This is a genomic window from Actinomadura sediminis (genome assembly GCF_042675525.1).
Taxonomy (GTDB): Bacteria; Actinomycetota; Actinomycetes; order Streptosporangiales; family Streptosporangiaceae; genus Spirillospora; species Spirillospora sediminis.
The window spans coordinates 32,231-57,125 of the sequence record NZ_JBHTJA010000006.1 but is presented as its reverse complement, the minus strand read 5'-3'; the positions used below and the strand labels follow the sequence as shown (position 1 = coordinate 57,125).

Below are 24,895 nucleotides of genomic sequence, written 5' to 3'. Positions count from 1 at the left end.
CCGGCGGGGGCCCGGACGGCGTGGCCGGATCCGGACGGCCGTCAGCGGCCCGCGGACGGGAAGCGCAGGGAGACCGTCGTGAACCGGCCCGGCCTCGGCGCCGGCGGGTCCGGTTCGTGCAGGGCGAGCCCCATCGCGGGGATCCGGGCCGTCCGGCCCCGCTCGACGACCTCGTGGCCGAGGTCCCGGAAGAGGGTGACGACGTCGCCGGCGGGATCGTCGAGCAGGTCGACGCCGTCCAGGCGCGGGCGGAGCTCCGGGTTGCCGCCCCAGCCGGGCCCGCGGGCGACGACGATCTCGGCGAGCCGCTCGACGCCGTCCGCGCCCTCCTCGGTCGACACCGCCAGCGACCCGCGCCCGACCCGCACGCTGCGATGCCCGGCGAAGCCGCACACGAACGCGGCCCGCGGCGCCGGGGACCCGCAGTGCTCGGCGACGGCGTCGAGCGCGGTCCACGCGTCGGCGGCGCGGGTGGAGAACAGCAGGTGGGCGTCCGGGAGCACCGCGCCGCGCCCCGGCTCGAGCGTGACGGCGAACGGCGGCACCCGCCCCGGGAACCGCGCCGGGTCCGGTTCCGCGAGGGTGACGAGCCCCTCCCACTCGACCGGTTCGTCGACGGCGAACCAGCTGATCGCGGCCTCGGCGCCGAACTCGGCGAACGTCGCGTCCGTCAGCCGTTCGCCGACGAGCCGGCGCAGCCCCTCGGCCGTGTCCGCGAGGCGCCCCCGCCACCACGGCGGCTCCGGGTCGTCGCGCCGCCCGTCCGGGTTCCAGCGCGTCCCGGACGCCGGCAGTACCGTGCGGCCCTCGCCGCCCGCGTCGTCCACGACCACGCAGTGCCAGCCGTCCGGGCCGCCGCGCAGCAGCACCCGCACGGGCGGCCGTCCGGTCTCGATGCGCATCCGACGACCCTATCCGGGGCGCGCCCGGCCCGGCGCCCGGCTCGTCCAAGATCGTCCGCGCGGCTCGCGGACGTTCGCGCGCGACACGCGGCAGGCCGTTCGCCCCGGGCGCCGATGTCGGTACGGTCGGAGGGCAGTGGCCGCGACGGGTAGCGGAGGTTCGAGGGTGGCCCACTCCGAGCAGGTTCTGCGTTCCCCCAAGGAGCGGGACACGGTGAACGGCGCCGTCCGCGCGCTGCGGTCGGCGGCCCCCGCGGGATGGGAGCGCCTCGGGCTCGACTTCCGCGCCATCGTCGGGATCGACTGCGCCTCCTTCGAGATCATCGACGCCGCCGGGGAGCGCCGCACCGCCACGCCGCCCGGCCACGCCGTCGGCAAGATGGACGAACTGCGCCGCGTCATGTACCGGCGGGGGAAGGGCGCGTGGTTCACCGCCCGGCTGCGCGTCGAACGGTCCGGGCGGTTCAGCGCCGAGTTCGACTACGACGGCGAACCCGACTTCGTCCCGCCGCTGCCGCCGTCCGCCTACGCGCAGGACCTTGACCGGTTCCCGCGCGCCGACGAGTACATCCCCGGCTGGCTGCGCGACAAGCTCCGGCGGGCCTGACCACGCCCCCGCGCGCGGCAGACTGGGGGCATGCCCGCGATCCTGCCCGACGGCGACCCCGTTCCGGCCGACGGCGCCCTGCCGTCCGGCGCCCTCGACGGCCTGGGCACGCGGCCCTTCGCGTTCTACGTGCACGTCCCGTTCTGCGTGACCCGCTGCGGCTACTGCGACTTCAACACCTACACGGCCACCGAGCTGGGGCCCGGCGCGAGCCGCGAGTCCTACGCCGACACCGCCGTCGCCGAGGTCCGGCTGGCGCGGCGCGTCCTCGGCGACGCCGACCTGCCCGTCGAGACGGTCTTCGTCGGCGGCGGCACCCCCACCCTCCTCGCCCCGGACGACCTGGGCCGCGTCCTCGCCGCGATCGACGCCGAGTTCGGGCTGGCCCCCGGCGCGGAGATCACCACCGAGGCGAACCCCGAATCCGTCGACGACGCGTACCTCGCCCGGCTCCGCGAGGCCGGATTCACGCGCGTCTCGTACGGGATGCAGAGCGCGCGCGAGCACGTCCTGGCCGTCCTGGAGCGGAGCCACACGCCCGGACGCGTCCCCCAAGTCGTCGACTGGACGCGCAAGGCGGGCTTCGAGCACATCAACCTCGACCTCATCTACGGCACCCCGGGAGAAACCGACGACGACTGGCGCGCGTCCCTGGAAGCGGCCCTGGAATCCGAACCCGACCACGTGTCCGCCTACGCGCTGATCGTCGAGGAGGGCACCCGCCTGGCCGCCCAGGTCCGCCGCGGCGAGCTGGCGGCCCCCGACGACGACGCCATGGCCGACCGGTACCTGCTGGCCGACGACCTGCTGTCCGCGCGCGGCCTGCACTGGTACGAGATCTCCAACTGGGCCACCGGCCCCGACGCCGCCTGCCGCCACAACCTCCTGTACTGGACGGGCGCCGACTGGTGGGGCGTCGGCCCCGGCGCGCACAGCCACGTCGGCGGGACCCGCTGGTGGAACGTCAAGCACCCCGCCGCCTACGCGTCCCGCCTCGCCGAGGGCGTCGCCCCGGCCCACGCCCGCGAGATCCTCGACGCCGGCGACCGCCGCGTCGAGCGCGTCATGCTCGAGCTGCGCCTCGCCGCCGGCTGCCCCACCGGCCTCCTCGACGACACCGCCGTGCGCCGCCTCATCGCCGACGGGCTCCTCGAACGGGCCCCGTACGCCGAGGGCCGCGCCGTCCTGACCCGCCGCGGCCGCCTCCTCGCCGACGCCGTCGTCCGGGAGCTGTGCTAGCGGCTCCGGGAGCGGCCCGGTCGGCCTCCGGGCGCCGAGCGCCCTACGGCCGCCCGGGGGCAACCCGCCGCCCGCGTGGTGGTCGGGTCTGCGCGTGGCGCGGTTCTTTCTGCGGGTTGAGCGTGTCTTCGGGTGGCGCCCCGGCCCGCTCCGCGTGGTGGTCGGGTTTGCGCGTGGCGCGGTTCTTTCTGCGGGTTGAGCGTGTCTTCGGGTGGCGCCCCGGCCCGCTCCGCGTGGTGGTCGGGTCTGCGCGTGGCGCGGTTCTTTCTGCGGGTTGAGCGTGTCTGCGCCTAGTACCCGGCCCGCGCGTGGTGATGGGGGCTGCGCTGGCGGGTGAGCGGGCCGTCGGGCGGGTGCACGGGTGGTCGTCCGGGGGTACCCGGGGGGGCGCGCCGGGCGCGGGGCGGCCCACGGCCGTCCGGACGGTCCCGGGCGGGTCAGGGGGCGGTCACGAAGTCGATCAGTTCCTCGACGCGGCCCAGGAGGGCGGGCTCCAGGTCCGTGAAGGCGTGCACGGAGGAGAGGATGCGCTTCCAGGCGGCGCCCACGTCGGGTTCCCAGCCGAGGGCGTCCAGCACGCCCTCCTTCCACGGGACGCCGCGGGGCACCCGCGGCCAGGCGGGGATGCCGACGGCCGCGGGCTTGACGGCCTCCCAGATGTCGACGAACGGGTGGCCGGTGACCAGGACGTGCGGGGACGACACCCGCGCGGCGATCCGGCTCTCCTTGGAGCCCTCGACGAGATGGTCGACGAGGACGCCGAGGCGGCGGCCCTCGGCGGGCCCGAACTCGTCGACGATCGCGGGCAGGTCGTCCACGCCCTCCAGGTACTCGACGACGACGCCCTCGACGCGCAGGTCGTGGCCCCAGATCTTCTCGACCAGCTCCGCGTCGTGGACGCCCTCGACGTAGATGCGGCTCTCCTTGGCGACCCGCGCGCGCAGGTCCCGGACGGCGACGGAGCCGGACGCCGAGCGCGCGGGACGGCGCGGGGCCGCCTCGGGGCGGACGAGCGTGACGGGCGCGCCGTCGATCAGGAACCCGGACCTGGTGAGCGGGAACACGCGGCGCTTGCCGAAGCGGTCCTCGAGGGTGACGCCGAACTTGTCGCAGGCCACGACGGCGCCGCAGAACCCGCTGTCGGGGTCCTCGGCGACCAGCCCCGGCTCGGCCGGGACCTCCGGGATCAGGCCCTTGCGGGGCCTGCGCCAGTCGCCGGACAGCACGTCGTTGCCGTAGTCCTTACTCCGCACAGGTCCGCACATTAACCCGGCGGAGGCCGCGGGCGGCGTCGTCCCCGGTCGTTCGGCGTGGCGCCCGATCCGGATAGGATCGCGCCGCCGCGGGGACGGGGACCCTCCAGAAGGGCCCCCGCGGGTCGTACACTTGGCACTCAAGAGTAAGGAGTGCCAGCGGCACGGGGCCGGAGGGCACCGGATGATCGGGGGGCCAGTGGCAGCGCACGAGGGAGGTGACAACGTGCTGGACGACCGGAAACTCGCGGTCCTGCGCGCCATCGTCGAGGACTTCGTGTCCACGAACGAACCGGTGGGCTCCAAAGCCCTGGCGGACCGGCACAACCTCGGCGTGTCCCCCGCGACGATCCGCAACGACATGGCGGTCCTGGAGGAGCAGGGGTACATCGCGCAACCCCACACGAGCGCGGGCCGCGTCCCCACCGACAAGGGCTACCGGCTGTTCGTCGACCGGCTGTCGACGATCAAGCCGCTGTCGGCGGCGGAACGCCGCGCGATCGAGACGTTCCTGTCCGGCGCGTACGACCTCGACGACGTCGTCGGCCGGACGGTGAAGCTGCTCGCGCAGCTGACCCGGCAGGTCGCGGTGGTGCAGTACCCGTCGCTGACGCGGTCGACGGTGCGGCACGTCGAGCTGGTGCGGGTGGCCGAGAGCCGGCTGCTGCTCGTCCTGATCACCGACACCGGGCGGGTGGAGCAGCGGGTCATCGAGACGCCCGGCGAGATCTCCGAGGAATCGATCGGGCACCTGCGGGCGTTGCTCAACACGTGCCTGGACGGGCTCGGGCTCGGCGAGGTGCCGACGGCCGTCGCGGACCTTCCGGACAAGGTCGGGCCGGACGAGCGGCCGGTGGCGGCCGCGGTGCTGTCGGTGCTGCTGGAGACGCTCGTCGAACGGCACGAAGAGAAGATCGTCTTCGCCGGGGCGGCGAACCTGGCCGCGGTGGACTTCTCGCAGAGCCTGCGGGAGGTGCTGGTCGCGCTGGAGGAGCAGGTCGTGCTGATGCGGCTGCTCGGCGAGTCCGGCGACTCCTCTACTGTTACGGTGCGGATCGGCACCGAGAACCCCGAATTGGGGCTCCGATCGACCTCGGTCGTCGCCGCCGACTACGGCGTCGGCGACCTCACGCTGGCCCGGCTGGGAGTGCTCGGGCCGACACGCATGGATTACCCCAGCACGATGGGAGCGGTACGGGCAGTGGCACGCTACGTGGGACAGATCCTGGCGGGGTCGTAAGGTGGCCAACGACTACTACGCGACCCTGGGGGTCGGCCGGAACGCCAGCGCCGACGAGGTCAAGAAGGCTTATCGCCGGCTCGCGCGGGAACTCCACCCGGACGTCAACCCCGACCCGGCGACCCAGGAGAAGTTCAAGGAGATCACCCAGGCGTACGAGGTGCTCTCCGACCCGAAGAAGCGGGAGATGTACGACCTGGGCGCGGACCCGTTCGCGCCCGGCGGCGGCGGGGGCGGCGCCGGCGGGTTCGGCGGCGCGGGATTCCCGTTCAGCGACATCATGGACGCGTTCTTCGGGACGTCGGCGTCGCGCGGCCCCCGGTCGCGGGCGCGGCGCGGGCGGAACGCGACGCTGCGGGTCGAGCTGGACCTGTCGGAGACGGCGTTCGGCACCACCCGGGAGCTGACCGTGGACACCGCGGTCGCCTGCTCGGCCTGCGAGGCGACGGGCTGCGCGCCCGGCACCCACCCGGAGACCTGCGACACCTGCCACGGGCGCGGTGAGGTGCAGCAGGTGCAGCGGTCGTTCCTGGGCCAGGTCATGACGGCCCGGCCCTGCCCGGCGTGCGGCGGGTTCGGCTCGGTGATCCGCACGCCGTGCACCGAGTGCTCCGGGGACGGGCGGGTCCGCACCCGGCGCACCGTCAAGGTCAAGATCCCGGCGGGCGTGGAGAACGGCATCCACATCCAGCTCGCCGGGGAGGGCGAGGTCGGTCCCGGCGGGGGCCCGCCCGGCGACCTGTTCCTGGAGATCGTGGAGCGCGCGCACCCGATCTTCGAGCGGGAGGGCGACGACCTGCACTGCACGGTCGAGATCCCGATGACGGCGGCGGCGCTCGGCACCAGCGTCACGATCGAGACGCTCGACGCGGCCGAGGAGGTCGACATCAAGCCGGGCACGCAGTCCGGCCAGGTGATCACCCTCTACAACCGGGGCGTGCGGCACCTCAACGAGAGCGGGCGCGGCGACCTGATGATCCACGTGAACGTGGAGACGCCGAACAGGCTCGACGAGGAGCAGGAGGAGCTCCTGCGCCGCCTGGCGGAGCTGCGCGGCGAGGAGCGTCCCCCCGGCAAGTTCGCCCCGGGGCAGCGGGGGATGTTCTCCCGCCTGCGGGACGTGTTCAACCAGCACTGAAGAGAGACGGTGACGGCCTACCGGGAAGGCCGTGACGGTGATGGCCGGCCGTGACGCCGGCCGGCCGTGGGAAGTCGGTACGGACCCCGGGGACGCGCCCGCGTCCCCGGGGTCCGGTGACGTTGGGGGAGAGCGATGAGCCCGCCGGTGTTCCTCGCCGGGACGGCCGCCCTGGAACGCGACCGCGTCATCCTGGACGGCCCCGAGGGGCGGCACGCCGCGACCGTGCGGCGGCTGCGTCCCGGGGAACGCGTCGACCTGACCGACGGGGAGGGGCTGCTCGCGGAGTGCGTCGTCACGGCGGCCGACCGGGCGTCCCTCACGCTGGAGGTCGCGGCCCGGCACCGGGAGCCGCCGCCCGAACCGCGCCTGGTCGTCGTGCAGGCGCTGCCGAAGGGCGACCGGGGCGAACTGGCCGTGGAGACGATGACCGAGGCGGGCGTGGACGAGATCGTCCCGTGGGCCGCCGCGCGCTGCGTCACCCAGTGGCGTCCCGAGCGCCGCGAGAAGGCCCTGAACCGCTGGCGGAACGCCGCCCGCGAGGCCGGCAAGCAGGCCCGGCGCAGCCGCCTGCCGCACGTGCCCGACCTCGCGTCGACCGACGCCGTCGCGCGGCGGCTCGCGGCCGCGTCCGTCGCGCTCGTCCTGCACGAGGATGCCGCCGAGCCGCTCAGCGGCGTCCGCCCGCCCGCGTCGGGGGAGGTCGTCCTGGTGGTCGGTCCCGAGGGCGGGATCACCGAGGACGAACTGGCCGCGTTCGGCGCGGCCGGGGGACGTCCGGTGCGGCTCGGCCCGACGGTGCTGCGCACCTCGACGGCGGGCGTCGCGGCGGCCGCCGTCCTGCAGGCCGCCTCCGGCCGCTGGTGACGACCCGCCGGTGGGCCGGCCCGCCGGGCGGCCGTCCCGGTCAGGGACCGGACTGCCCGGCGTCCTGCTCCTTCTTCGTGGTCGACGCGGTGTCCGACGGCGTCGGCGTCGGCTCGCCGCTCGGCTCCGGCGGGGAGGCCGGCGGCGGGGGCGTCGTCGGCGCCGGGTCGGTGGGCGACGTGGTCGGCGTCCGCCCGCCCGGGCACGGCGTCCCGCTGGGCGCGCCGGGCGTCGGGGTGGTGCTCGGCGTGGGCGTGCCGGGCGTGGCCGCGGCGCCGCCGCGCGGGATGACGCACGACGACAGCCCGGGCGACGACGAGGGCGCCCCGGCGTCCTCGGACGTGCTGGGCGTGGCGGACGTCGTCGGCGCGGGCGACGACGGGTCCCCGGGGGCGACCGGGGGCGGGTTCGCGCCGGTGCGGTCGCCGTCGCTGTCGCCGCCTCCGCCGCCGGACGGGCCGCCGCCGGTGACGGTGTGCTGGATCAGGTCGATCGTCTGCGGCCCCGCCGTGACGCCGAACCCGGCGATCGCGACGGCCGCGGCGACGGCGAGCACGGGCCGCGCCCAGCCCACGGTGAGGCCGCCCGCCCCGAACCGGGCGGGCGCGAACCGGCCGAGAAACCCGTGGCGGCGGCCGCTCTCGGCCGCGATCCGGGCCCGGATCCGGTCCAGGCCGTCGTCGGAGGGGATGACCGATTCCGCCTCCGCGTGCAGGGCCCGGCGAAGTACTTCGCCGTGCTCGTCGTGGGGGTCGGTGGTCATGAGAACTGCTCCAGGACGTTGCGTAGGGCGGTCATGCCGCGTGCGGTATGACTCTTGACCGCGCCGCGGGAGATCCCCATGGCGTTGGCGATCTCGGCTTCCGAGAGATCACCGTAGTAGCGCAGGACGAGCGCCTCCCGCTGGCGCGGTGGGAGCCGGGAGAGCGCGTCGACGACCGCCGAGCGTTCCAGTTCCCCGATGGCGCCCGCCTCCGCGCTGGGCGCGTCGGGGAGCCCCTTGGGGGCGTACTTCTCGACGACGGCGCGGTGGCGCAGCACCGAACGGGACCGGTTCACCACCGACTGCCGCAGGTACGACAGGGCCTTGTCGGGGTCCCGGAGGCGCCGCCAGCCGCCGTGCATCGCGACGAACGCGTCCTGGACGACCTCTTCGGCCGTCCCCGCGTCCCGCACGAGCATCGCGGCGAGCCGCACGAGCGAGCGGTAGTTGGCGCTGTAGAGCGCGGTCACCGCCTGGTCGGCGTCCCAGGCGACGGCAACGGCCCCGGCCGTGCCCCTGGCCACGAGGGTCTCGGTCACGTCTGTGGGACGCCCGCCCTCCTCGTCCGGTTTACGAAAGGGCATCTTCTGGTCTGCCTCGGTCACCTATCCGCCGCCTTTGCCGTCCCCCGGCCGCTCTTTCGGACGGCCACCCCGAGAGCGGCATGAATCGGGCGTTCCCGACCGAGCCGAGGCGCGCCGCATGCCTGCGAACCGGGGGGTACGCCTTGAATTGACAACCTTAACCAGTGGCCGGTCGGAAACGGCTCGACAACCGGAGATCGATCGCGGAAAACCTTATCGGCGGGGGCGTCGCGGGTCATGCCGGTGCGGGTCTCGATAGGATTCCGATCGCGGCCGCCGCCGCGGGAGGGGAGACAGATGACCGACTGCCTGTTCTGCAAGATCGTGTCCGGGGACGTGCCGGCGAAGATGGTCCGCTCGTCCGACCGGGCCGTCGCGTTCCGCGACATCAACCCGCAGGCGCCCACGCACGTCCTGGTCATTCCCAAGGACCACCACCCGACGGTGGGCGAGCTCGCCGCGGCCGACGCCGAACTCCTCGCCGAGGTGCTCCGCGAGGCGCACCAGGTCGCCGTGGACGAGGGCGTCTCCGACACCGGCTACCGGATCGTCTTCAACACCGGCGCGCAGGCCGGGCAGACCGTCTTCCACGTGCACGCGCACGTGCTGGGCGGCCGCGGCCTGAACTGGCCGCCCGGCTGACGTCCGGGCCGGGGCGGCCGGCGGGCGCCGTTTCGCGGGCGGCGGGGGCGCCGGGGCGAGCGGAAATACGGCGGCGCACCGGCGAGGGCGGTCGGTACCATGGAACCGACACACCTTGCACACCCGGAGCAGACAGAAGGCAGGTCTGAGGCCGCAAGGCCCGGCTGATGGTCGAATCAACTCACACGGGGCGCGACGGCCGCGCCCAGATCAAGATCGTGGTGCCGGACGACCATTCGATGGTGAGCCTGCTGGGCTCCCGGGACGAGTTGCTCCACGCGGTCGAGCGCGCGTTCGGCGACGGCATCGACATCCACGTCCGCGGCAACGAGATCACCGTGACCGGGTCCGAGACGGACACCGGACTGGTCTCCCGCCTCTTCACCGAGATGCTCGAGCTGCTCAAGGGCGGCACCCAGCTCACGCCCGACGCGGTCGAGCGGAGCCTGGCGATGCTGCGCGGGGAGGGCGACGCCCGTCCCGCCGAGGTGCTCACGCTGAACGTGCTGTCGGGCCGGGGGCGGACGATCCGGCCGAAGACGCTCAACCAGCGGCGGTACGTCGACGCGATCGACAGGCACACGATCGTGTTCGGCATCGGCCCCGCGGGCACCGGCAAGACGTACCTGGCGATGGCCAAGGCCGTCCGCGCGCTGCAGGACAAGCAGGTCAACCGCATCATCCTGACGCGCCCGGCGGTCGAGGCGGGGGAGCGGCTCGGGTTCCTGCCCGGCACGCTCTACGAGAAGATCGACCCGTACCTGCGGCCGCTGTACGACGCGCTGCACGACATGGTCGACCCCGACTCGATCCCCCGGCTGATGGCCGCCGGCACCATCGAGGTCGCCCCCCTCGCCTATATGCGCGGCCGGACCCTCAACGACTCGTTCATCATCCTGGACGAGGCGCAGAACACCTCGCCCGAGCAGATGAAGATGTTCCTCACCCGGCTCGGGTTCGGCTCCAAGGTCGTGGTGACCGGCGACGTGACGCAGGTCGACCTGCCGAACGGGACGCAGAGCGGGCTGCGCGTGGTCCAGGACATCCTCGACGGCGTCGAGGACATCCACTTCTCGCGGCTGTCCAGCCATGACGTCGTCCGGCACAAGCTGGTGACCGACATCGTGGACGCCTACAACCGGTACGACGAGTCGCGGGTGCCCGAGTTCAAGAAGGACTCGGCGCGCGGCGCCGGGCCCGGCCGCAAGCGGGGTTCCCGGTGAGCATCGAGGTGCTGAACGAGTCGGGCGCGGCGGTCGACGAGAACGCCCTCGCCGAGCTGTCCCGGCACGTGCTGGACGGGCTCCGCGTGCATCCGCTCGCGGAGCTGTCGGTCCTGCTCGTCGACGAGGACGCGATGACCGAGCTGCACGTCAAGTGGATGGACGAGCCCGGCCCCACCGACGTGCTGTCGTTCCCGATGGACGAGCTGCGCCCCGGTCACCTGTCGGGCGGCGCCGACGAGGACGAGGAGGCCGACCCGGGGCTGCTCGGCGACGTCGTCCTGTGCCCGTCGGTCGCCGAGCGGCAGGCCCGCACCGCCGGGCACAGCACCGAGGACGAGCTGGAACTGCTGTGCACGCACGGCATCCTGCATCTCCTCGGGTACGACCACGCCGAGCCGGAGGAGCACAAGGAGATGTTCGGCCTCCAGGCCGAGCTGCTCACCTCCTGGCGGGAGAAACGCGGCCGGCGGTGACCACGGCGCAGGCGTGGCTGGCGGGGCTGGCGGCCCTGCTGGTGGTTCTCGCGGGCCTCCTGGCCAGCACCGAGACGGCGCTCGCGCGCGTCTCCCGGGTGACCGTCGAGGAGTTCGCGAAGGAGCGGCGGCGCGGCTCGCACAAGCTCGCCGAGGTCGTCGCCGACCCGGCCCGCTACGTGAACATGGTGCTGCTGCTGCGCATCGGCTGCGAGCTGGTCGCCACCGTGATCGTCGCGGACCTGTGCATCTCGTGGCTGGACGAGACGTGGCCCGCCTACGTCGTCGCCGCCGCGTTCATGATCGTGGTGAGCTACGTGGCGGTCGGGGTCGCGCCCCGCACGCTCGGCATCCAGCACGCCGACCGGATCGCGCTCGCGGGCGCGGCCGTCCTGCACCCGGTGACGCGGGTGTTCGGGCCGCTGCCGCGGCTGCTGATCCTGCTCGGCAACGCGCTGACGCCCGGCAAGGGCTTCCGCGAGGGCCCGTTCGCGTCCGAGGCGGAGCTGCGCGACCTGGTCGACCTGGCCGAGCAGCGCAGCCTCATCGAGCCGGACGAGCGCGAGATGATCCACTCGGTGTTCGAGCTCGGCGACACGCTCGTCCGCGAGGTGATGGTGCCGCGCACCGACATCGTGTTCATCGAGCGGGACAAGACGCTGCGGCGGGCGATGTCGCTCGCGCTGCGCAGCGGCTTCTCCCGCATCCCGGTGGTCGGGGAGAACGAGGACGACGTCGTCGGCATCGCCTACCTCAAGGACGTCGTGCGCCGCAGCCACGAGCACCACGAGGCCGAGTCGGTCGAGACCGTCGACTCGGTGATGCGCCCGGCGACGTTCGTGCCCGACAGCAAGCCGATCGACGAGCTGCTGCGGGAGATGCAGGCCCGCCGGATCCACGTCGCGATCGTCATCGACGAGTACGGCGGCACCGCGGGCCTCGTCACGATCGAGGACATCCTGGAGGAGATCGTCGGGGAGATCACCGACGAGTACGACCGGGAGATCCCGCCGGTGACCTGGCTGGCGGGCGGCGCCGCCCGCGTCACGGCCCGGCTGCCGGTGGACGACCTCGCCGAGCTGTTCGACGTCGAGATCGACGCCGAGGACGTCGACACGGTCGGCGGGCTGCTGGCGCACGCCCTCGGCCGCGTCCCGATCGAGGGGTCGACGGCGGAGGTCGGTTCCGCGCCGCGCACGCCCGGCGACGACGGCGACGACGCGCCGGGCGGGGCCGTCCTGTCGCTCAAGGCGGAGACGATCGCCGGGCGCCGCAACCGCATCGGCACGGTGCTCGTGCGCCGTCTCGACACCGGTGACGCGGGCCCGGTCCGTCCCGACGCCTGACGCGCGCGCCGGGCCGGGCGGTCCCGGCTCGCCGGGGCGGCCGGGAGCGAGGGTCAGAGCGTCGTGCGGAGGGTCCCGTCGGGCCCGGCGACCAGGACGGGCGCCTTGGGGCCGAGGTCGCGGACGGCGGCGACGTCCGACGCGTCGGGCGCGTCGGCGGCGGTGACGACGGCGGCCGCCTCGAGGTCCTCGGCGCCGCTGGACACCGCCATCGCGACCGCGACCTTGAGCGCCGAGAGCCGCAGCGACGGCAGGTCCACGCTCGTCGCCGCGTAGGTGCGGCCCGTCTCGTCGCGCACCGCGGCGCCCTCGGCGGCCCCGGTGCGGGCGCGGGACGACCGCGCCAGGGTGATGATCTTCGCGTCCTCGGCGTTCAGCTCGCTCACGCCCCCGATCGTAGGGGACTCGCCTCGACCTCCCACAACTCGCTACGACCCGCCGCATGCGGCGCGGCAAGTCGGCGCCAAGTGGGCGGCAAGCGGCGGGCGCCACCCTCGGAGCCTCGAATCCGGATCTCTGGGGGAACGCGATGTCCCGTCTGCTGTACCGCCTGGGCAGGGCCGCCGCCCTGCGCCCGTGGCGGTTCGTCGTCGTGTGGCTGGCGCTCGTCGCCGCGGTGGGAGGCGCCGCGGCGGCGGGCGGCGGGTCGCTGCAGGACGACTACACGCTCGAAGGGACCGGGTCGCAGGAGGCCACGGAGCTCCTGCGGGACCGGTTCCCGGCGCTGTCGGGCGCCGACGCGCGCGTCGTGGTGCACGCGGCGGACGGCCGCGTCGACCCGGCCGCGCTCGCCGCCGCGGGCGGCGAGGTGCGCGGGCTGCCGCACGTCAGCGCCGTCGACCCGCCGCGGCCCAGCCCGGACGGCCGCACGGCCCTGATCACCGTCCGGTACTCGGCGCCGGTCACCGACCTGGAGACCGGGCCGACGCTCGACGCCCTCCGCGACGCGACCGGGAACCTCGAGGACGCCGGCTACCAGGTGGAGTTCGGCGGCCAGGTGCCCGAGAACGTCACCGCGCCCGGCGGCACCGCGGAGGCGGTCGGCGTGGTGGCCGCACTGGTGATCCTGCTGCTGGCGTTCGGGTCGGTGGTCGCGGCGGGGCTGCCGCTGGCGGTCGCGCTCGCGGGCCTCGGCGCGGGCGTGTCGGGGATCACGCTGCTTGCGGCCGTGACGAACGTGGCGACGACCGCGCCGACGCTCGCGATGATGGTGGGCCTCGGCGTCGGCATCGACTACGCGCTGTTCATCCTCACCCGGCACCGGGAGGGCCTCGCCGCCGGGCTGGACGTGCCCGAGTCGGCCGGCCGCGCCATCGCCACCGCCGGGCAGTCGGTGCTCTTCGCGGGGTTCACGGTTCTGCTGGCGCTGTGCGGGCTGGTGGTCTCGCGGATCCCGGTGTTCATGACCATGGGGTTCGCGACCGGGATCGTGGTGGCGGCGACCGTGGCGAGCGCGCTGACGCTGCTGCCCGCGGTGCTCGGCCTGGCCGGGCGGCGGGTGCTGCGCCGCCGCGACCGCGCGTCCGGCGCGGCGCCCGCGGCCGACTCGCCGCGGATCCGCCGCTGGGCGCTGCACGTGGGCCGCCGCCCGTGGCCGTGGCTGCTGGCCGGGCTGCTGCTGATGCTCACGCTGGCCGCGCCGGCGCTCGGCATGCGGACGTGGCCGAGCGACGCGGGCAGCGAGCCGGAGTCCAACACGGTCCGGCAGGCGTACGACCTGGTCGCCGAGGCGTACGGCCCCGGCGCGAACGGCCCCCTGATGGTGGCCGTCGACCTGACGGAGGTCGAGCGGGCGGCGCTGCCCGGCCTGCACGACCGGCTCGCCGCCACCGAGGGCGTCGCGTCCGTGACGCCGCCCCGGCTGTCGGACGCCCGCGACGCCGCGGTGATCGTGGTGACGCCCGAGTACGGGCCGCAGGACGAGCGCGTCACGCCCCTCGTCGACGGGATCCGCGCGGACGTCCTGCCGCCCGGGGCGGAGGTCACCGGGATGACGGCCGCGTACGTGGACCTGTCGCGGGTGCTGTCCGAGCGGCTGTGGCCGGTGATCGGCGTGGTGGTGGCGACCTCGTTCGTCATGCTGATGATCGTCTTCCGGTCGATCCTGGCGCCGCTGAAGGCCGCCGTCATGAACCTGCTGTCGATCGGCGCCGCGTACGGGGTGCTCACCGCCGTGTTCCAGTGGGGGTGGGGCGCGGAACTGCTCGGCCTGCCGCACAGCGTGCCGGTGTCCAGCTTCATCCTGCTGCTGATGTTCGCGGTGCTGTTCGGGGTGTCGATGGACTACGAGGTGTTCCTGCTGTCGCGCGTCCGGGAGGAGTGGCTGCGGACCGGGGACGCGCGCGGCTCGGTGTCGGCGGGTCTCGCCGCGACCGGCCGGGTGATCACCAGCGCGGCGCTGATCATGGTCGCGGTGTTCCTCGGGTTCGCCGCCGACCCGGGCCTGGTGATCAAGCAGATGGGCGTGGGGCTCGCGGTGGCGGTCGCGCTGGACGCGACGATCGTCCGGCTCGTCCTGGTCCCGGCGGCGATGGCGCTGCTCGGCCGCGGCAACTGGTGGCTGCCCGGATGGCTCGGCCGGGTCCTGCCGGACGTCGACCTGCACGGCGGCCGGGTGCCCGCCGAGGCGGGGGCCGAGCCGCGGACCAGGGAGCCGAGCCGGGCGTAGGAGGCGACCACGGCCGTCGGCTTGTCCCGGTTTAGGCTGATCGGGACATGTCGACTGTTGTGGACGCGCCCGTCGTCAGCGTGCTCGGCGCCTTCGGCGCGACGGTGGACGGCGCGCCCGCCGACCTCGGCGGGCGCCGCCGCCGGTCGGTGCTGGCCCGGCTCGCCGCCGCGCACGGCCGGATGGTCCCGGCCGACACCCTCGTCGAGGACCTGTGGGCCGGGACGGCGCCGCCCCGCGCGGGCGCGGGCCTGCAATCGTTCGTGTCGCACCTGCGCCGTGCCCTGGAGCCGCGCCGCCCGCCCCGCACGCCCGCCCGCGTCCTGGTCACCGCGCCGCCCGGCTACGCGCTGCGGCTCCCGGACGGCAACGTGGACGCGTGGCGGTTCGACGCGCTCGTCGACGAGGCGGGCGCGCTGCTCGCCGCGGGCGCCCCCGCCGTCGCCCGCAGCCGCGCCGAGGCCCCCCTCGGCCGCTGGGGCGGCCCCGCCTACGCCGAGTTCGCCGACCTGCCGTGGGCCGCCGCCGAGGCCGTCCGGCTGGACGAGCGCCGCCGGCTCGCCGTCGAGCGCCGCGCCGAAGCCCTGCTCGGCCTCGGCGGAGCTGCCGAGGCCGTCCCCGACCTGGAGGAGCACGCCGCCGCGAACCCGCTGCGCGAGGAGGCGTGGCGGCTGCTGGCGCTGGCCCTGTACCGGGCGGGACGGCAGGGGGACGCGCTCGCCGCGCTCCGCCGGGTCCGCGCCGTGCTCGGCGAGGAACTCGGCGTCGACCCGGGCCCCGCGCTGCGCGGCCTGGAGGCCGACATCCTCGCCCAGGCCCCCGAACTGGGCGACCCGCCGGCCGCGGACCGTCCCGTACCCCTGCGGCCGCTCCCGGCGCCGGCGGCGCGGCCGGAACCGGAGGCCGCGTTCGTCGGGCGGGAGAGCGAGCTGGCGCTGCTGGACGGCGCGGCCGGCCGGGGCGGCGTGATCCTCGTCGGCGGCGACGCGGGCATGGGCAAGACGGCCCTCGCCGAGCGGTTCGCGCGGCGGCTCGGCGACCGGGGCTGGACGTGCGCGTGGGGACGCGCGCAGGAGACCGGCGGGGCGCCCGCCGCGTGGCCGTGGGCCGAGCTGCTGCGCGACCTCACGGCCGCGGCGCCCCCGGACGCCGCCCTGGCCGCACGCCTCGCCCCTCTCCTGGACGACGCCGCCGCCGGCCTCGACCACGCCCTCGCGCGCCCGTACCCCGGTCCCGCCGCCGGGTCCGGGCCCGCCCCCGCCGGCCGCGGCGGCGCCGACGTCGCCACCGGCCGGTTCCGGCTGCACCTCGCCGTCGGCGACTACCTCGCCGGGATCGCCGCGCGCGCCCCGCTGCTGCTCGTCCTGGAGGACCTGCACTGGGCCGACGACGAGACCCTCGCGCTGCTGGTCCGGCTCGCCGAACGGCTCCGCGACCGCCGCGTGCTGATCGCCGCGACGTTCCGCCGCACCGAGGCGCCCGAGCGGCTCGCCGCCGCGCTCGCCGCGCTCGCCCGCCGCGAGCCGCTGCGCATCGACCTCGGCGGGCTCGCCCCCGCCGAGGTCGCCGAACTCGTCCGCGCGACGTGCGCGACCGGCGTCGCCGACGCCGAGCTGGCCGACATCGCCGCACGGACCGGCGGCAACCCCTTCTTCGTCCGCGAGACGGCCCGGCTGCTGGACGCCGAGGGGCTGCCCGCCGCCGTCCGCCGCGTGCCCGCCGGGGTGGGGGACGTCCTGCGCCGCCGCATCGCGCGGCTCCCGGAGCCCGCCCGGAACGTGCTGCGCGACGCCGCCGTCGTCGGCCGCGACGCCGACCTCGCCGTCCTCGCCGAGCTGGCCGCGGGCGGCGCCCACGGCGACGAGGACGCCGTCATCGACGCCGTCGAGGCCGCCCTCGCCGCCGGCCTCGTCGTCGAGCCCGCGCCCGGACGGCTGCGGTTCGTGCACGCGCTCGTCCGCGACACCCTCTACGACGGGTTGTCGCGGGCCCGCCGCACCCGGCTGCACGGCCGCGTCGCCGCCGCGCTGGAACGGCACCGCCCCGCCGAGGTCGCCGCGATCGCGCACCACTACCTGGAGTCGGGCGCCGAACCGGACAGGGCCGTCCGCTACGCGCGGCTCGCCGCGGCGGCCGCCGAGGCCAGGTTCGCGCACGGCCAGGCCGCCGACCTGTGGGTCGGCGCCGCCGAGACGCTGCGCGCGCGGGGCCCGGACGCCGCCCGCGACCGGCTGGAGACCGAGGTCGCGGCCATCCGCGCCTGCGGGCTCGCGGGGGACGTCATGCAGGCCCGCGACCGGCGGCTGCGCGCCATCGCCGACGCCCGCGCGCTCGGCGACGTCCGGCTGCTGGCCCGCGTCATCACCGCCTTCGACGTGCCCACGCTGTGGACCAGCCGCGAGTACGGCACCCTCGACCGGGAGATCATCGACGCCGCCGAGGAGGCCCTGCGCCGGCTCCCGGGCGGCGAGGACGAACTGCGCGTCCGGCTGCTGACCAGCCTGGCGATCGAGATGGAGGGCGAGTTCGACGACCGGGGCGTCACCGCGGCCGACGAGGCGGTCGCGCTGGCCCGCGCCGCCGGCCGCCCCGACCTGCTCGCCGTCGCGCTCAACGGCCGCTACATCAACGGCTACCGGAGCGCCGGCGACCTCGCGGTGCGGCAGCGGCTCGCCCGCGAACTGCTCGACCTCGCGGAGGAGCACGACCTCGCCGCCTACCGCGTCCTCGCGCACCTGCAGCTCCAGCAGACGTCCGTCGCCGCGCTCGACCGGGCCGCCGCGGCCGCTCACCTGGAGGAGGGGCGGCGCCTCGCGGACCAGTACGGGCTGCCGCTGCTCGCGCAGATCGCGAGCTGGTACGCCGGACTCGTGCACGTCCTCGCCTCGCGGTTCGACGCGGCCGAACGGGCGTACGCGACGGTCAGCGAGGACATCGGCCGCACCGGGATCTGGAGCAGCGAGGACGGCATCGTCGGGTTCGGCGCGTTCTGCCTGCGGCTCGTCCAGGGGCGGCCGGGCGAGCTGCTGGAGCAGGCCGCGTGGCTGTCGCGGCGGTGGTCCCATGTCGCCGCCACCGCCGACGTCCACGCGCTCGCGCTCGCCGACGTCGGCCGCGTCGCGGAGGCCCGCGCGGCCGTCGCCGCCGCGGGCCCCATCCGCCCCGACTACTTCTACGACCTCGCCACGGCGATCCGCGCCCACCGCGCGATCGTCCTGGACCAGCGCGACGTCGCCGAACGGGCGTACGCCGACCTGCTGCCGTACGAGGGGCACTTCGCCGGGGGCTGCACCACCTTCGCGACGATCGGGCCGGTCGCGCACGTCCTCGGCGACCTCGCCGGGTACCTCGGACGCCCCGCCCGGGTCGCCGCCGCCCACTACCGCCGGGCCGCCCGCGCCGCCGACACCCTCGGCGCGCCGCTCTTCTCCCGGCTGGCCCGGGAGGCCCTGGCCGCACTCGGCGACACCGCCGCCTCCGCATGACCGTCGGGCGGCGGGACGGGGCCCGCCGCAGGTGGGGGACAATCGAGGGGTGACATCGACGGGAGATCTGACCACCGCGCCGCAGCCCGAGGGTTTCCGGGCGGGCTTCGCCTGCTTCATCGGACGCCCGAACGTGGGCAAGTCGACGCTGATGAACGCGCTCGTCGGCACCAAGGTGGCGATCACCAGCAGCCGCCCGCAGACGACGCGGCGGGCGATCCGCGGCATCGTCCACCGGCCGGACGGGCAGCTCGTCGTGGTCGACACGCCGGGCCTGCACAAGCCGCGGACGCTGCTCGGCGAACGGCTCGACAGCCTCGTCCGGTCCACCCTCACCGAGGTCGACGTCATCGGGTTCTGCGTGCCCGCCGACCAGCCGGTGGGGCCGGGCGACAAGTACATCGCCCGCGAGCTGGCGGGGGTGAAGAAGACCCCGATCGTGGCGATCGTCACCAAGACCGACCTCGCCCCGCCCGAGCGGGTCGCCGAGCAGCTCCTCGCCGTGGGACGGCTGGGGGAGTTCGCCGACATCGTGCCCTGCTCGGCGCAGGACGGCTTCCAGGTCGACCTGGTCGGCGAGCTGCTGGTCTCGCGCCTGCCGGAGGGCATGCCGCTGTACCCGGAGGGCGATCTCACCGACGAGCCCGAGCAGGTGATGATCGGCGAACTGATCCGGGAGGCCGCGCTCGAGGGCGTCCGGGACGAGCTGCCGCACTCGATCGCCGTCGTCGTGGACGAGATGGCGCCGCGCGAGGGACGGGACGATCTCGTCGACGTCTACGCGCACCTGTTCGTCGAGCGGCCCAGCCAGAAGGGCATCATCATCGGGCATCGCGGCGCCCGGCTGCGCGAGGTCGGGGCGGCCGCACGGCGGCAGATCGAGGCGCTGCTCGGCACGAGGATCTATCTCGATCTGCGGGTCAGCGTCCTCAAGGACTGGCAGCGCGACCCCAAGCAGCTGCGGCGGCTGGGCTTCTACGACTGATCGCCGCTATGACCGGTCGTCGCGGCGGTCCGCCGGTTCGTCGCGAGGCGCGGACCCGTCCGCCCGCTCCCACCCGTCCTGCTGCGGCCACACCGCGTTCGGGTCGGGCGTGTAGTTCCCGTTCTGGTACTGCGCGTTCTGGTACTGCCCGTAGTACTGCTCCTGCGCGTACTGATCTTGGGTGTACTGATCTTGGGTGTACTGCTCCTGCGCGTGCTGCTCCTGCGCGTACGCCTCCGGCGGGTACGGGCCGGGACGGCCGCGCCCGCCCAGCCGCGCGCTGATCGGGCGCGCCAGGCTGAACCCGGTGACCAGCAGCGACGCGGCGACCGCCACGTACCAGCCGTACAGCACGCTGATCTCGTAGCCGACGTCCAGGCCGCCGGCGGGCAGGTCGTCGCGGGCGTCGCCGAGCCGGAGCAGGAACAGCAGGCACGCCAGCAGCGACAGGACGCCGGGGACGGCCGCGAGCCCGGTGATGCGGGTGTCGCGGGCGAGCAGGTCCCAGCAGGCCATCACGATCGCGACCACGGCGAACACCGGGACCGACAGCACCACGTCGTCGGCGTCGATGCCGGCCGCCGTGGCCACCTCCCGGGTGATCGCGCTGCCGAACAGGTCGACGACCACGGAGGCCCGCGCCCACGGCAGGAACGCCGACACCAGCAGCACCGCGGCCGACGCGATCAGCGCGATGCTCCAGCCGAGGCCGCCGCGCCGCGGCTCGTCCGGTGCGGGCTCGGGCACCGGCTCCGGGACGGCGTCGCCGGGACCGGGCGGCGGGAGACCGTCGTCGGGCGGCAGGAACTGCGGGCGCGACCGCGCGCCGCCCGCGTCGGAACCCAGGTCACCGGTCATGGACCCAGCGTAAGGGGGAGGAACCGCCGGGTCGCGGACGGGCGGGAATCTCCCGGACGGCCGATGACGTTACCGTGACGGAAGAGGCCCCGGACGTCTCACCATGCGGACGTCGGTTTCCGGAGCACGGATGTCATCTGTTACTTTGGCGAGCGTGTCTGGTGCGCTGCTCCTCCTTAGCGGCCGCAGCGGGGGCCTGTAACCAGGTCGGCTCCCTCGCTGCGGGACTCTGACGTGGACGTCGGCCGCAAGAGGTTCGAGCAGGGAGATCCCACCGCATGTACCCGGCACAGCAGCCCTCCGGTATGCCCTTCGAGCGCTACCGCCCCTTCGCCCCCGTCAAGCTGACCGGCCGCACCTGGCCGGACGCCGTCATCGAACGGGCCCCGCGCTGGTGCGCGGTCGACCTGCGCGACGGCAACCAGGCGCTGATCGATCCGATGGACGCCCACCGCAAGCTGCGGATGTTCGAGCTGCTGGTCCGGATGGGCTACAAGGAGATCGAGGTCGGGTTCCCGGCGGCGAGCCAGACCGACTACGACTTCGTCCGGCAGATCATCGACGAGGACCGCGTCCCCGACGACGTCGTGATCCAGGTGCTGACGCAGGCCCGCCCCGAGCTGATCGAGCGGACGTTCGAGGCCGTGCGGGGCGCGAAGCGCGCGATCGTCCACCTGTACAACTCGACCAGCACGCTGCAGCGCCGCGTGGTGTTCGGGCAGGACCGCGACGGCATCACCGCCATCGCCGTCGAGGGCGCGAAGCTGTGCGCCAAGCTCGCCGAGGACATGGACGGCACCGAGATCTTCTTCCAGTACTCGCCGGAGTCGTTCACCGGCACCGAGCTGGAGTACGCCGTCGAGGTCTGCAACGCCGTCAACGACGTGTGGAGGCCGACCCCCGACCGGAAGGTCATCGTCAACCTGCCGGCGACCGTCGAGATGGCCACGCCCAACGTGTACGCCGACCAGATCGAGTGGATGAGCCGGAACCTGGCCTACCGCGACTCGGTCATCCTGTCGCTGCACCCGCACAACGACCGCGGCACCGCGGTCGCCGCCGCCGAGCTCGGCTACATGGCGGGCGCCGACCGCATCGAGGGCTGCCTGTTCGGCAACGGCGAGCGCACCGGCAACGTCTGCCTGGTCACCCTGGGGCTGAACCTGTTCACCCAGGGGATCGACCCGCAGATCGACTTCTCCGACATCGACGAGATCCGCCGCACCGTCGAGTACTGCAACCAGCTGCCGGTCCACGAGCGGCACCCCTACGGCGGCGACCTGGTCTACACCGCGTTCTCCGGCTCCCACCAGGACGCCATCAACAAGGGCTTCGACCACCTGCGCCGCGACGCCGAGGCCGCCGGGACGCCCGTCGAGGACTACCGGTGGGAGGTTCCGTACCTGCCGATCGACCCGCACGACGTCGGCCGCACCTACGAGGCCGTCATCCGGGTCAACAGCCAGTCCGGCAAGGGCGGCGTGGCCTACGTCATGAAGACCGAGCACGCGCTGGAACTGCCGCGGCGCCTGCAGATCGAGTTCTCCCGGGTCGTGCAGGAGCACACCGACAGCGAGGGCGGCGAGGTCGACCCCGGCCGCATGTGGGAGATCTTCGAGGCCGAGTTCCTGTCCAACGGGCCCCGCGTCGGGCTGCTGGCGCACCGCGCGACGTCCCGCGTCGACGAGAAGGACGCCCTGAGCTGCGACGTCCGCGTCGACGGCGAGATCCGCGAGATCGAGGGCCTCGGCAACGGCCCGGTGTCGGCGTTCCAGGACGCGCTGTCGACCGTGGGGATCGACGTCCGCGTCCTGGACTACGCCGAGCACGCGATGAGCGCGGGCGGCGACGCCCGCGCCGCCGCCTACGTCGAATGCGACGTGAACGGCAGCACGGTATGGGGCGTCGGCATCGACGGCAACATCGTCACCGCCTCCCTGAAGGCGATGCTGTCCGCCGTGAACCGCGTCGCCCGCGCGCAAGCGAAGTAAGCGGTTTGCGGCCGGGCGCTCTATAGTTGCGTCCATGGCACGTCGACTGGCGGAGGTCGCCAAGAAGGTCGGAGTCAGCGAGGCCACGGTCAGCCGGGTCCTCAACGACAAGCCCGGCGTGTCCGACGCGACCCGCGCGGCGGTGCTGACCGCCCTCGACGTCCTCGGCTACGAGCGCCCCACGCAGCTGCGCGGCGAGCGCGCCCGCCTGGTCGGGCTGGTCCTGCCCGAACTCGGCAACCCGATCTTCCCGGCCCTGGCCGAGGTCGTCGGGGGCGCGCTCGCCCAGCGCGGGTTCACGCCCGTCCTGTGCACCCTCACCCCCGGCGGCCTGTCGGAGGCCGACTACGTCGAGATGCTGCTGCAGCAGCAGGCGTCCGGGGTGATCTTCGCGGGCGGCCTCTACGCCGAGGCCGACGCCGCCCACGACCACTACCACCGGCTGCTGGAGGTCCGGCTGCCGGTCGTGCTGGTCAACGCGGCCGCCGGCGGGCTCGACTTCCCGCAGGTGTCCACCGACGACGCCGTCGCCGCCGAGCAGGCGTTCGGCCACCTGCTGTCCCTCGGCCACGAGCGCATCGGCGTGGTCCTCGGCCCCGAGGACCACGTCCCGTGCCGCCGCAAGCTCGCCGCGGTCCGCGCCGCCGCCGAGCGCGCCGGCGTCGACCTGCCCGACTCCCGCGTCCGCCGCGCGATGTTCTCCCTCGAGGGCGGCCAGGCGGTGACCGGGCGCCTCATCCGCGACGGCGTCACGGGCGTGATCTGCGCCAGCGACCCCCTCGCCCTCGGCGTCGTCCGCGCCGTCCGCCGCCTCGGCATGTCGGTGCCCGGCGACGTCTCGGTCGTCGGCTACGACGACTCGGCGTTCATGAACTGCGTCGACCCGCCTCTGACGACCGTCCGGCAGCCCATCGAGTCCATCGGCCGCGCCGCCGTGACCCTGCTGGTCAACCAGGTCGACGGCGGCTCCGTCACCGCCGAGGAGCTCCTCTTCGAGCCCGAGCTGGTGGTCCGCGCCTCGACCGCGCCCAGGCCCGCGCCCGGCTCCGCGGCCTGACGCCCGTCCGCTCCCGCCTCCCGGCCCGCCGCGCACCGCGCGTGGCGGGCTTGCGCACGCTTGCATCTGATTACGCCAGGTCAGACGCAGTTTGTTTACTTTTTGCGTATTGTCATTCGTCTATTGCATTGCGGTGTAGCTCTCTGTATGTTCCTCGCAATTGGCCGACCCCCACGGCCCAGGAGGGAACCCCATGAGAGCCCGGATCCTCGCCGCCCTGCTCGCCGCGTCCGTCACGTCCGTCCTCGCCGGCTGCGGCGGGGACGGCTCCGACGGCGCGGACACCTCGCCGCTGAGCGCCGACACCGAGGTGACGATCACGGTCGGCTGCATGCCGGCCAAGAGCCAGAAGGCCCAGCGCGACGAGTGGAACGAGGACGTCGCCGCCTTCCAGAAGCTCCACCCCAACATCAAGGTCGTCGGCAAGGACGCCTTCCCCTGCCTGGACCCGAACACCTTCCAGGCGAAACTGGCGGGCGGGCAGATGGAGGACCTCTTCTACGTCTACTTCACCGACGTCAACGACATCATCGCCAAGGGCCAGGCCGCCGACATCACGCCGTATCTCGGGCGGGTCGAGAACCACGGGAACCTCGACCCGGCCGTGCAGCGCGTCTTCAAGGACGGCGACAAGGTGTACGGGCTGCCGCGGCAGAACTACACGATGGGCCTGTTCTACAACCGGACCCTGTTCGAGAAGGCCGGCCTGGACCCTGACGCCCCGCCGCGGACGTGGCCCGAGGTCCGGGCCGCCGCGAAGAAGATCAGCGACCTCGGAGACGGCGTCGTCGGGTTCGCCGAGCTCAGCGCGCAGAACCAGGGCGGCTGGCACTTCACCACGTCCCTGTACAGCCAGGGCGGCGGCATGGTGACGCCGGACGGGAAGAAGTCGGCGTTCAACAGCCCGCAGGGCAAGGCCGTCCTCCAGACCCTCAAGGAGATGCGCTGGACGGACGACTCCATGGGCAGCAAGCAGCTCCTCGTGGCCGCCGACGTGCAGCGCATGATGGCCGCCGGTGAACTCGGCATGTTCCTCGGCGCGCCCGACAACGCGACCGCGCTCGTCGACCAGTTCGACGGCGACTACAAGGACTACGGGATGGCGCCGATCCCGGGCGGGCACGGCACGCTGCTGGGCGGGGACGGCTACATGTTCAGCCCCGACGCGACCCCCGAGCAGATCAAGGCCGGGCTGATGTGGCTCGAGTTCTACGCGATCACGCCCGGCCAGGGACAGCTGAACTACGCGCGGGCCGCGCGGAACGGACGTCCGGTCGGGCTGCCGCAGCCGAAGCTGTTCGGCGACAACGCCGTCGGCCGGAAGGACCGGGAGCTGAGGGCCGCGTCCGCGAACCTGCCGGTCGCGAACTTCAAGCCGTACGAGGACGCCTACGCGTCCGTCCCGGCGAAGCTCGAGCCGCCGCACGCGCAGAAGCTCTACGCGATCCTCGACTCGGTCGTGTCCGCCGTGCTGACCAGGCGTGACGCGAAAATCGACGACCTGCTCGCGGACGCGCAGGAGAAGGCCGACGCCGTCCTCGCGCGGTCGGCGAACTGACGCGGGCGCGCCC

21 protein-coding genes are annotated in these 24,895 nt (G+C 74.4%); 15 read left to right on the top strand and 6 right to left on the bottom strand.

The window, feature by feature from the left end:
* Positions 1 to 41: 41 nt before the first annotated feature.
* On the bottom strand, positions 42 to 902 hold the full coding sequence (locus tag ACFQ11_RS05560; RefSeq protein WP_378296749.1) for a hypothetical protein: 861 nt from the start codon (positions 900 to 902) through the stop codon (positions 42 to 44).
* A 166-nt stretch (positions 903 to 1,068) separates the two neighbouring features.
* Here ACFQ11_RS05560 and ACFQ11_RS05555 point away from each other — a divergent pair, with 166 nt between their 5' ends.
* Complete coding sequence (locus ACFQ11_RS05555; RefSeq protein ID WP_378296748.1) at positions 1,069 to 1,509, top strand: antitoxin YezG family protein; 441 nt, start codon at positions 1,069 to 1,071, stop codon at positions 1,507 to 1,509.
* 30 nt (positions 1,510 to 1,539) lie between these two features.
* Positions 1,540 to 2,748, top strand: coding sequence for a radical SAM family heme chaperone HemW (gene hemW / locus ACFQ11_RS05550; RefSeq protein ID WP_378296746.1), 1,209 nt, complete (start codon positions 1,540 to 1,542; stop codon positions 2,746 to 2,748).
* A 437-nt stretch (positions 2,749 to 3,185) separates the two neighbouring features.
* Here hemW and ACFQ11_RS05545 read toward each other — a convergent pair whose 3' ends face one another.
* The gene (locus tag ACFQ11_RS05545) at positions 3,186 to 4,001 is read right to left on the bottom strand and encodes a DUF3097 domain-containing protein (RefSeq protein ID WP_378296745.1); all 816 of its coding nucleotides are present in this window, start codon (positions 3,999 to 4,001) and stop codon (positions 3,186 to 3,188) included.
* Between the two features lie 226 nt (positions 4,002 to 4,227).
* Between ACFQ11_RS05545 and hrcA the strand changes: the two genes are divergently transcribed.
* The 3 genes from hrcA (at position 4,228) to ACFQ11_RS05530 (ending at position 7,246) form a co-directional block, all read left to right on the top strand.
* Positions 4,228 to 5,241, top strand: coding sequence for a heat-inducible transcriptional repressor HrcA (hrcA, locus tag ACFQ11_RS05540; protein ID WP_378296834.1), 1,014 nt, complete (start codon positions 4,228 to 4,230; stop codon positions 5,239 to 5,241).
* Position 5,242: 1 nt separating this feature from the next.
* On the top strand, positions 5,243 to 6,379 hold the full coding sequence (dnaJ, locus tag ACFQ11_RS05535) for a molecular chaperone DnaJ (protein ID WP_378296744.1): 1,137 nt from the start codon (positions 5,243 to 5,245) through the stop codon (positions 6,377 to 6,379).
* Between the two features lie 135 nt (positions 6,380 to 6,514).
* On the top strand, positions 6,515 to 7,246 hold the full coding sequence (locus ACFQ11_RS05530) for a 16S rRNA (uracil(1498)-N(3))-methyltransferase (protein WP_378296743.1): 732 nt from the start codon (positions 6,515 to 6,517) through the stop codon (positions 7,244 to 7,246).
* Positions 7,247 to 7,286: 40 nt separating this feature from the next.
* Here the strand turns inward: ACFQ11_RS05530 and ACFQ11_RS05525 are convergent, their stop codons facing one another.
* Positions 7,287 to 8,009, bottom strand: coding sequence for a hypothetical protein (locus ACFQ11_RS05525; protein ID WP_378296742.1), 723 nt, complete (start codon positions 8,007 to 8,009; stop codon positions 7,287 to 7,289).
* Positions 8,006 to 8,593: a SigE family RNA polymerase sigma factor gene (locus ACFQ11_RS05520; protein ID WP_378296833.1), complete on the bottom strand. Its 588-nt coding sequence runs from the start codon at positions 8,591 to 8,593 to the stop codon at positions 8,006 to 8,008. Before ACFQ11_RS05520 ends, ACFQ11_RS05525 begins: the two co-directional genes overlap by 4 nt.
* 297 nt (positions 8,594 to 8,890) lie before the next feature.
* On the opposite strand from ACFQ11_RS05520, the gene ACFQ11_RS05515 reads away from it, so the two are divergent.
* The 4 genes from ACFQ11_RS05515 to ACFQ11_RS05500 all read left to right on the top strand — a co-directional run bounded on the left by ACFQ11_RS05515 (position 8,891) and on the right by ACFQ11_RS05500 (position 12,280).
* Positions 8,891 to 9,235, top strand: a complete 345-nt coding sequence (locus tag ACFQ11_RS05515) for a histidine triad nucleotide-binding protein (RefSeq protein ID WP_378296741.1) — start codon at positions 8,891 to 8,893, stop codon at positions 9,233 to 9,235.
* Between the two features lie 167 nt (positions 9,236 to 9,402).
* The gene (locus tag ACFQ11_RS05510; RefSeq protein WP_378296740.1) at positions 9,403 to 10,458 is read left to right on the top strand and encodes a PhoH family protein; all 1,056 of its coding nucleotides are present in this window, start codon (positions 9,403 to 9,405) and stop codon (positions 10,456 to 10,458) included.
* Positions 10,455 to 10,934 carry an rRNA maturation RNase YbeY gene (ybeY, locus tag ACFQ11_RS05505; protein WP_378296739.1) on the top strand — a complete coding sequence of 160 codons (480 nt, stop codon included), beginning with the start codon at positions 10,455 to 10,457 and terminating at the stop codon, positions 10,932 to 10,934. Before ACFQ11_RS05510 ends, ybeY begins: the two co-directional genes overlap by 4 nt.
* Positions 10,931 to 12,280, top strand: coding sequence for a hemolysin family protein (locus ACFQ11_RS05500; RefSeq protein WP_378296738.1), 1,350 nt, complete (start codon positions 10,931 to 10,933; stop codon positions 12,278 to 12,280). The genes ybeY and ACFQ11_RS05500 overlap by 4 nt, the downstream gene beginning before the upstream one ends.
* A gap of 53 nt (positions 12,281 to 12,333) precedes the next feature.
* On the opposite strand, the gene ACFQ11_RS05495 is transcribed toward ACFQ11_RS05500, so the two are convergent.
* Positions 12,334 to 12,666: a cytidine/deoxycytidylate deaminase family protein gene (locus ACFQ11_RS05495; RefSeq protein WP_378296737.1), complete on the bottom strand. Its 333-nt coding sequence runs from the start codon at positions 12,664 to 12,666 to the stop codon at positions 12,334 to 12,336.
* Between the two features lie 143 nt (positions 12,667 to 12,809).
* Between ACFQ11_RS05495 and ACFQ11_RS05490 the strand changes: the two genes are divergently transcribed.
* Genes ACFQ11_RS05490 through era form a run of 3 tightly spaced genes read left to right on the top strand, consistent with a single transcriptional unit; the run spans position 12,810 to position 19,418 of the window.
* Positions 12,810 to 14,948: an MMPL family transporter gene (locus ACFQ11_RS05490; RefSeq protein ID WP_378296736.1), complete on the top strand. Its 2,139-nt coding sequence runs from the start codon at positions 12,810 to 12,812 to the stop codon at positions 14,946 to 14,948.
* Positions 14,949 to 14,995: 47 nt separating this feature from the next.
* Positions 14,996 to 18,433, top strand: coding sequence for a BTAD domain-containing putative transcriptional regulator (locus ACFQ11_RS05485; protein ID WP_378296735.1), 3,438 nt, complete (start codon positions 14,996 to 14,998; stop codon positions 18,431 to 18,433).
* 49 nt (positions 18,434 to 18,482) lie between these two features.
* A complete protein-coding gene (era, locus tag ACFQ11_RS05480; protein ID WP_378296734.1) occupies positions 18,483 to 19,418 on the top strand; it encodes a GTPase Era in 936 nt (311 codons plus the stop codon).
* Between the two features lie 6 nt (positions 19,419 to 19,424).
* Here the strand turns inward: era and ACFQ11_RS05475 are convergent, their stop codons facing one another.
* Positions 19,425 to 20,276 (bottom strand): hypothetical protein, encoded by an 852-nt coding sequence (locus ACFQ11_RS05475; protein ID WP_378296733.1) that lies wholly within the window; start codon positions 20,274 to 20,276, stop codon positions 19,425 to 19,427.
* A 278-nt stretch (positions 20,277 to 20,554) separates the two neighbouring features.
* On the opposite strand from ACFQ11_RS05475, the gene leuA reads away from it, so the two are divergent.
* The 3 genes from leuA to ACFQ11_RS05460 all read left to right on the top strand — a co-directional run bounded on the left by leuA (position 20,555) and on the right by ACFQ11_RS05460 (position 24,882).
* Entirely contained in the window at positions 20,555 to 22,267 is a 1,713-nt protein-coding gene (leuA, locus tag ACFQ11_RS05470; RefSeq protein WP_378296732.1) for a 2-isopropylmalate synthase, read from the top strand.
* Between the two features lie 34 nt (positions 22,268 to 22,301).
* The gene (locus ACFQ11_RS05465; RefSeq protein WP_378296731.1) at positions 22,302 to 23,324 is read left to right on the top strand and encodes a LacI family DNA-binding transcriptional regulator; all 1,023 of its coding nucleotides are present in this window, start codon (positions 22,302 to 22,304) and stop codon (positions 23,322 to 23,324) included.
* Between the two features lie 193 nt (positions 23,325 to 23,517).
* Entirely contained in the window at positions 23,518 to 24,882 is a 1,365-nt protein-coding gene (locus tag ACFQ11_RS05460; protein ID WP_378296730.1) for an ABC transporter substrate-binding protein, read from the top strand.
* The last annotated feature ends 13 nt before the right edge of the window (positions 24,883 to 24,895 follow it).

Bases quoted from the DNA above. Each gene is read 5' to 3' on its own strand.
- ACFQ11_RS05560 (WP_378296749.1), bottom strand. From the start codon at position 902: ATGCGCATCGAGACCGGACGGCCGCCCGTGCGGGTGCTGCTGCGCGGC.
- hemW (WP_378296746.1), top strand. From the start codon at position 1,540: ATGCCCGCGATCCTGCCCGACGGCGACCCCGTTCCGGCCGACGGCGCC.
- ACFQ11_RS05530 (WP_378296743.1), top strand. From the start codon at position 6,515: ATGAGCCCGCCGGTGTTCCTCGCCGGGACGGCCGCCCTGGAACGCGAC.
- ACFQ11_RS05525 (WP_378296742.1), bottom strand. From the start codon at position 8,009: ATGACCACCGACCCCCACGACGAGCACGGCGAAGTACTTCGCCGGGCC.
- ACFQ11_RS05520 (WP_378296833.1), bottom strand. From the start codon at position 8,593: ATGCCCTTTCGTAAACCGGACGAGGAGGGCGGGCGTCCCACAGACGTG.
- ACFQ11_RS05515 (WP_378296741.1), top strand. From the start codon at position 8,891: ATGACCGACTGCCTGTTCTGCAAGATCGTGTCCGGGGACGTGCCGGCG.
- ACFQ11_RS05510 (WP_378296740.1), top strand. From the start codon at position 9,403: ATGGTCGAATCAACTCACACGGGGCGCGACGGCCGCGCCCAGATCAAG.
- ACFQ11_RS05490 (WP_378296736.1), top strand. From the start codon at position 12,810: ATGTCCCGTCTGCTGTACCGCCTGGGCAGGGCCGCCGCCCTGCGCCCG.
- ACFQ11_RS05485 (WP_378296735.1), top strand. From the start codon at position 14,996: ATGTCGACTGTTGTGGACGCGCCCGTCGTCAGCGTGCTCGGCGCCTTC.
- ACFQ11_RS05475 (WP_378296733.1), bottom strand. From the start codon at position 20,276: ATGACCGGTGACCTGGGTTCCGACGCGGGCGGCGCGCGGTCGCGCCCG.
- leuA (WP_378296732.1), top strand. From the start codon at position 20,555: ATGTACCCGGCACAGCAGCCCTCCGGTATGCCCTTCGAGCGCTACCGC.
- ACFQ11_RS05465 (WP_378296731.1), top strand. From the start codon at position 22,302: ATGGCACGTCGACTGGCGGAGGTCGCCAAGAAGGTCGGAGTCAGCGAG.
- ACFQ11_RS05460 (WP_378296730.1), top strand. From the start codon at position 23,518: ATGAGAGCCCGGATCCTCGCCGCCCTGCTCGCCGCGTCCGTCACGTCC.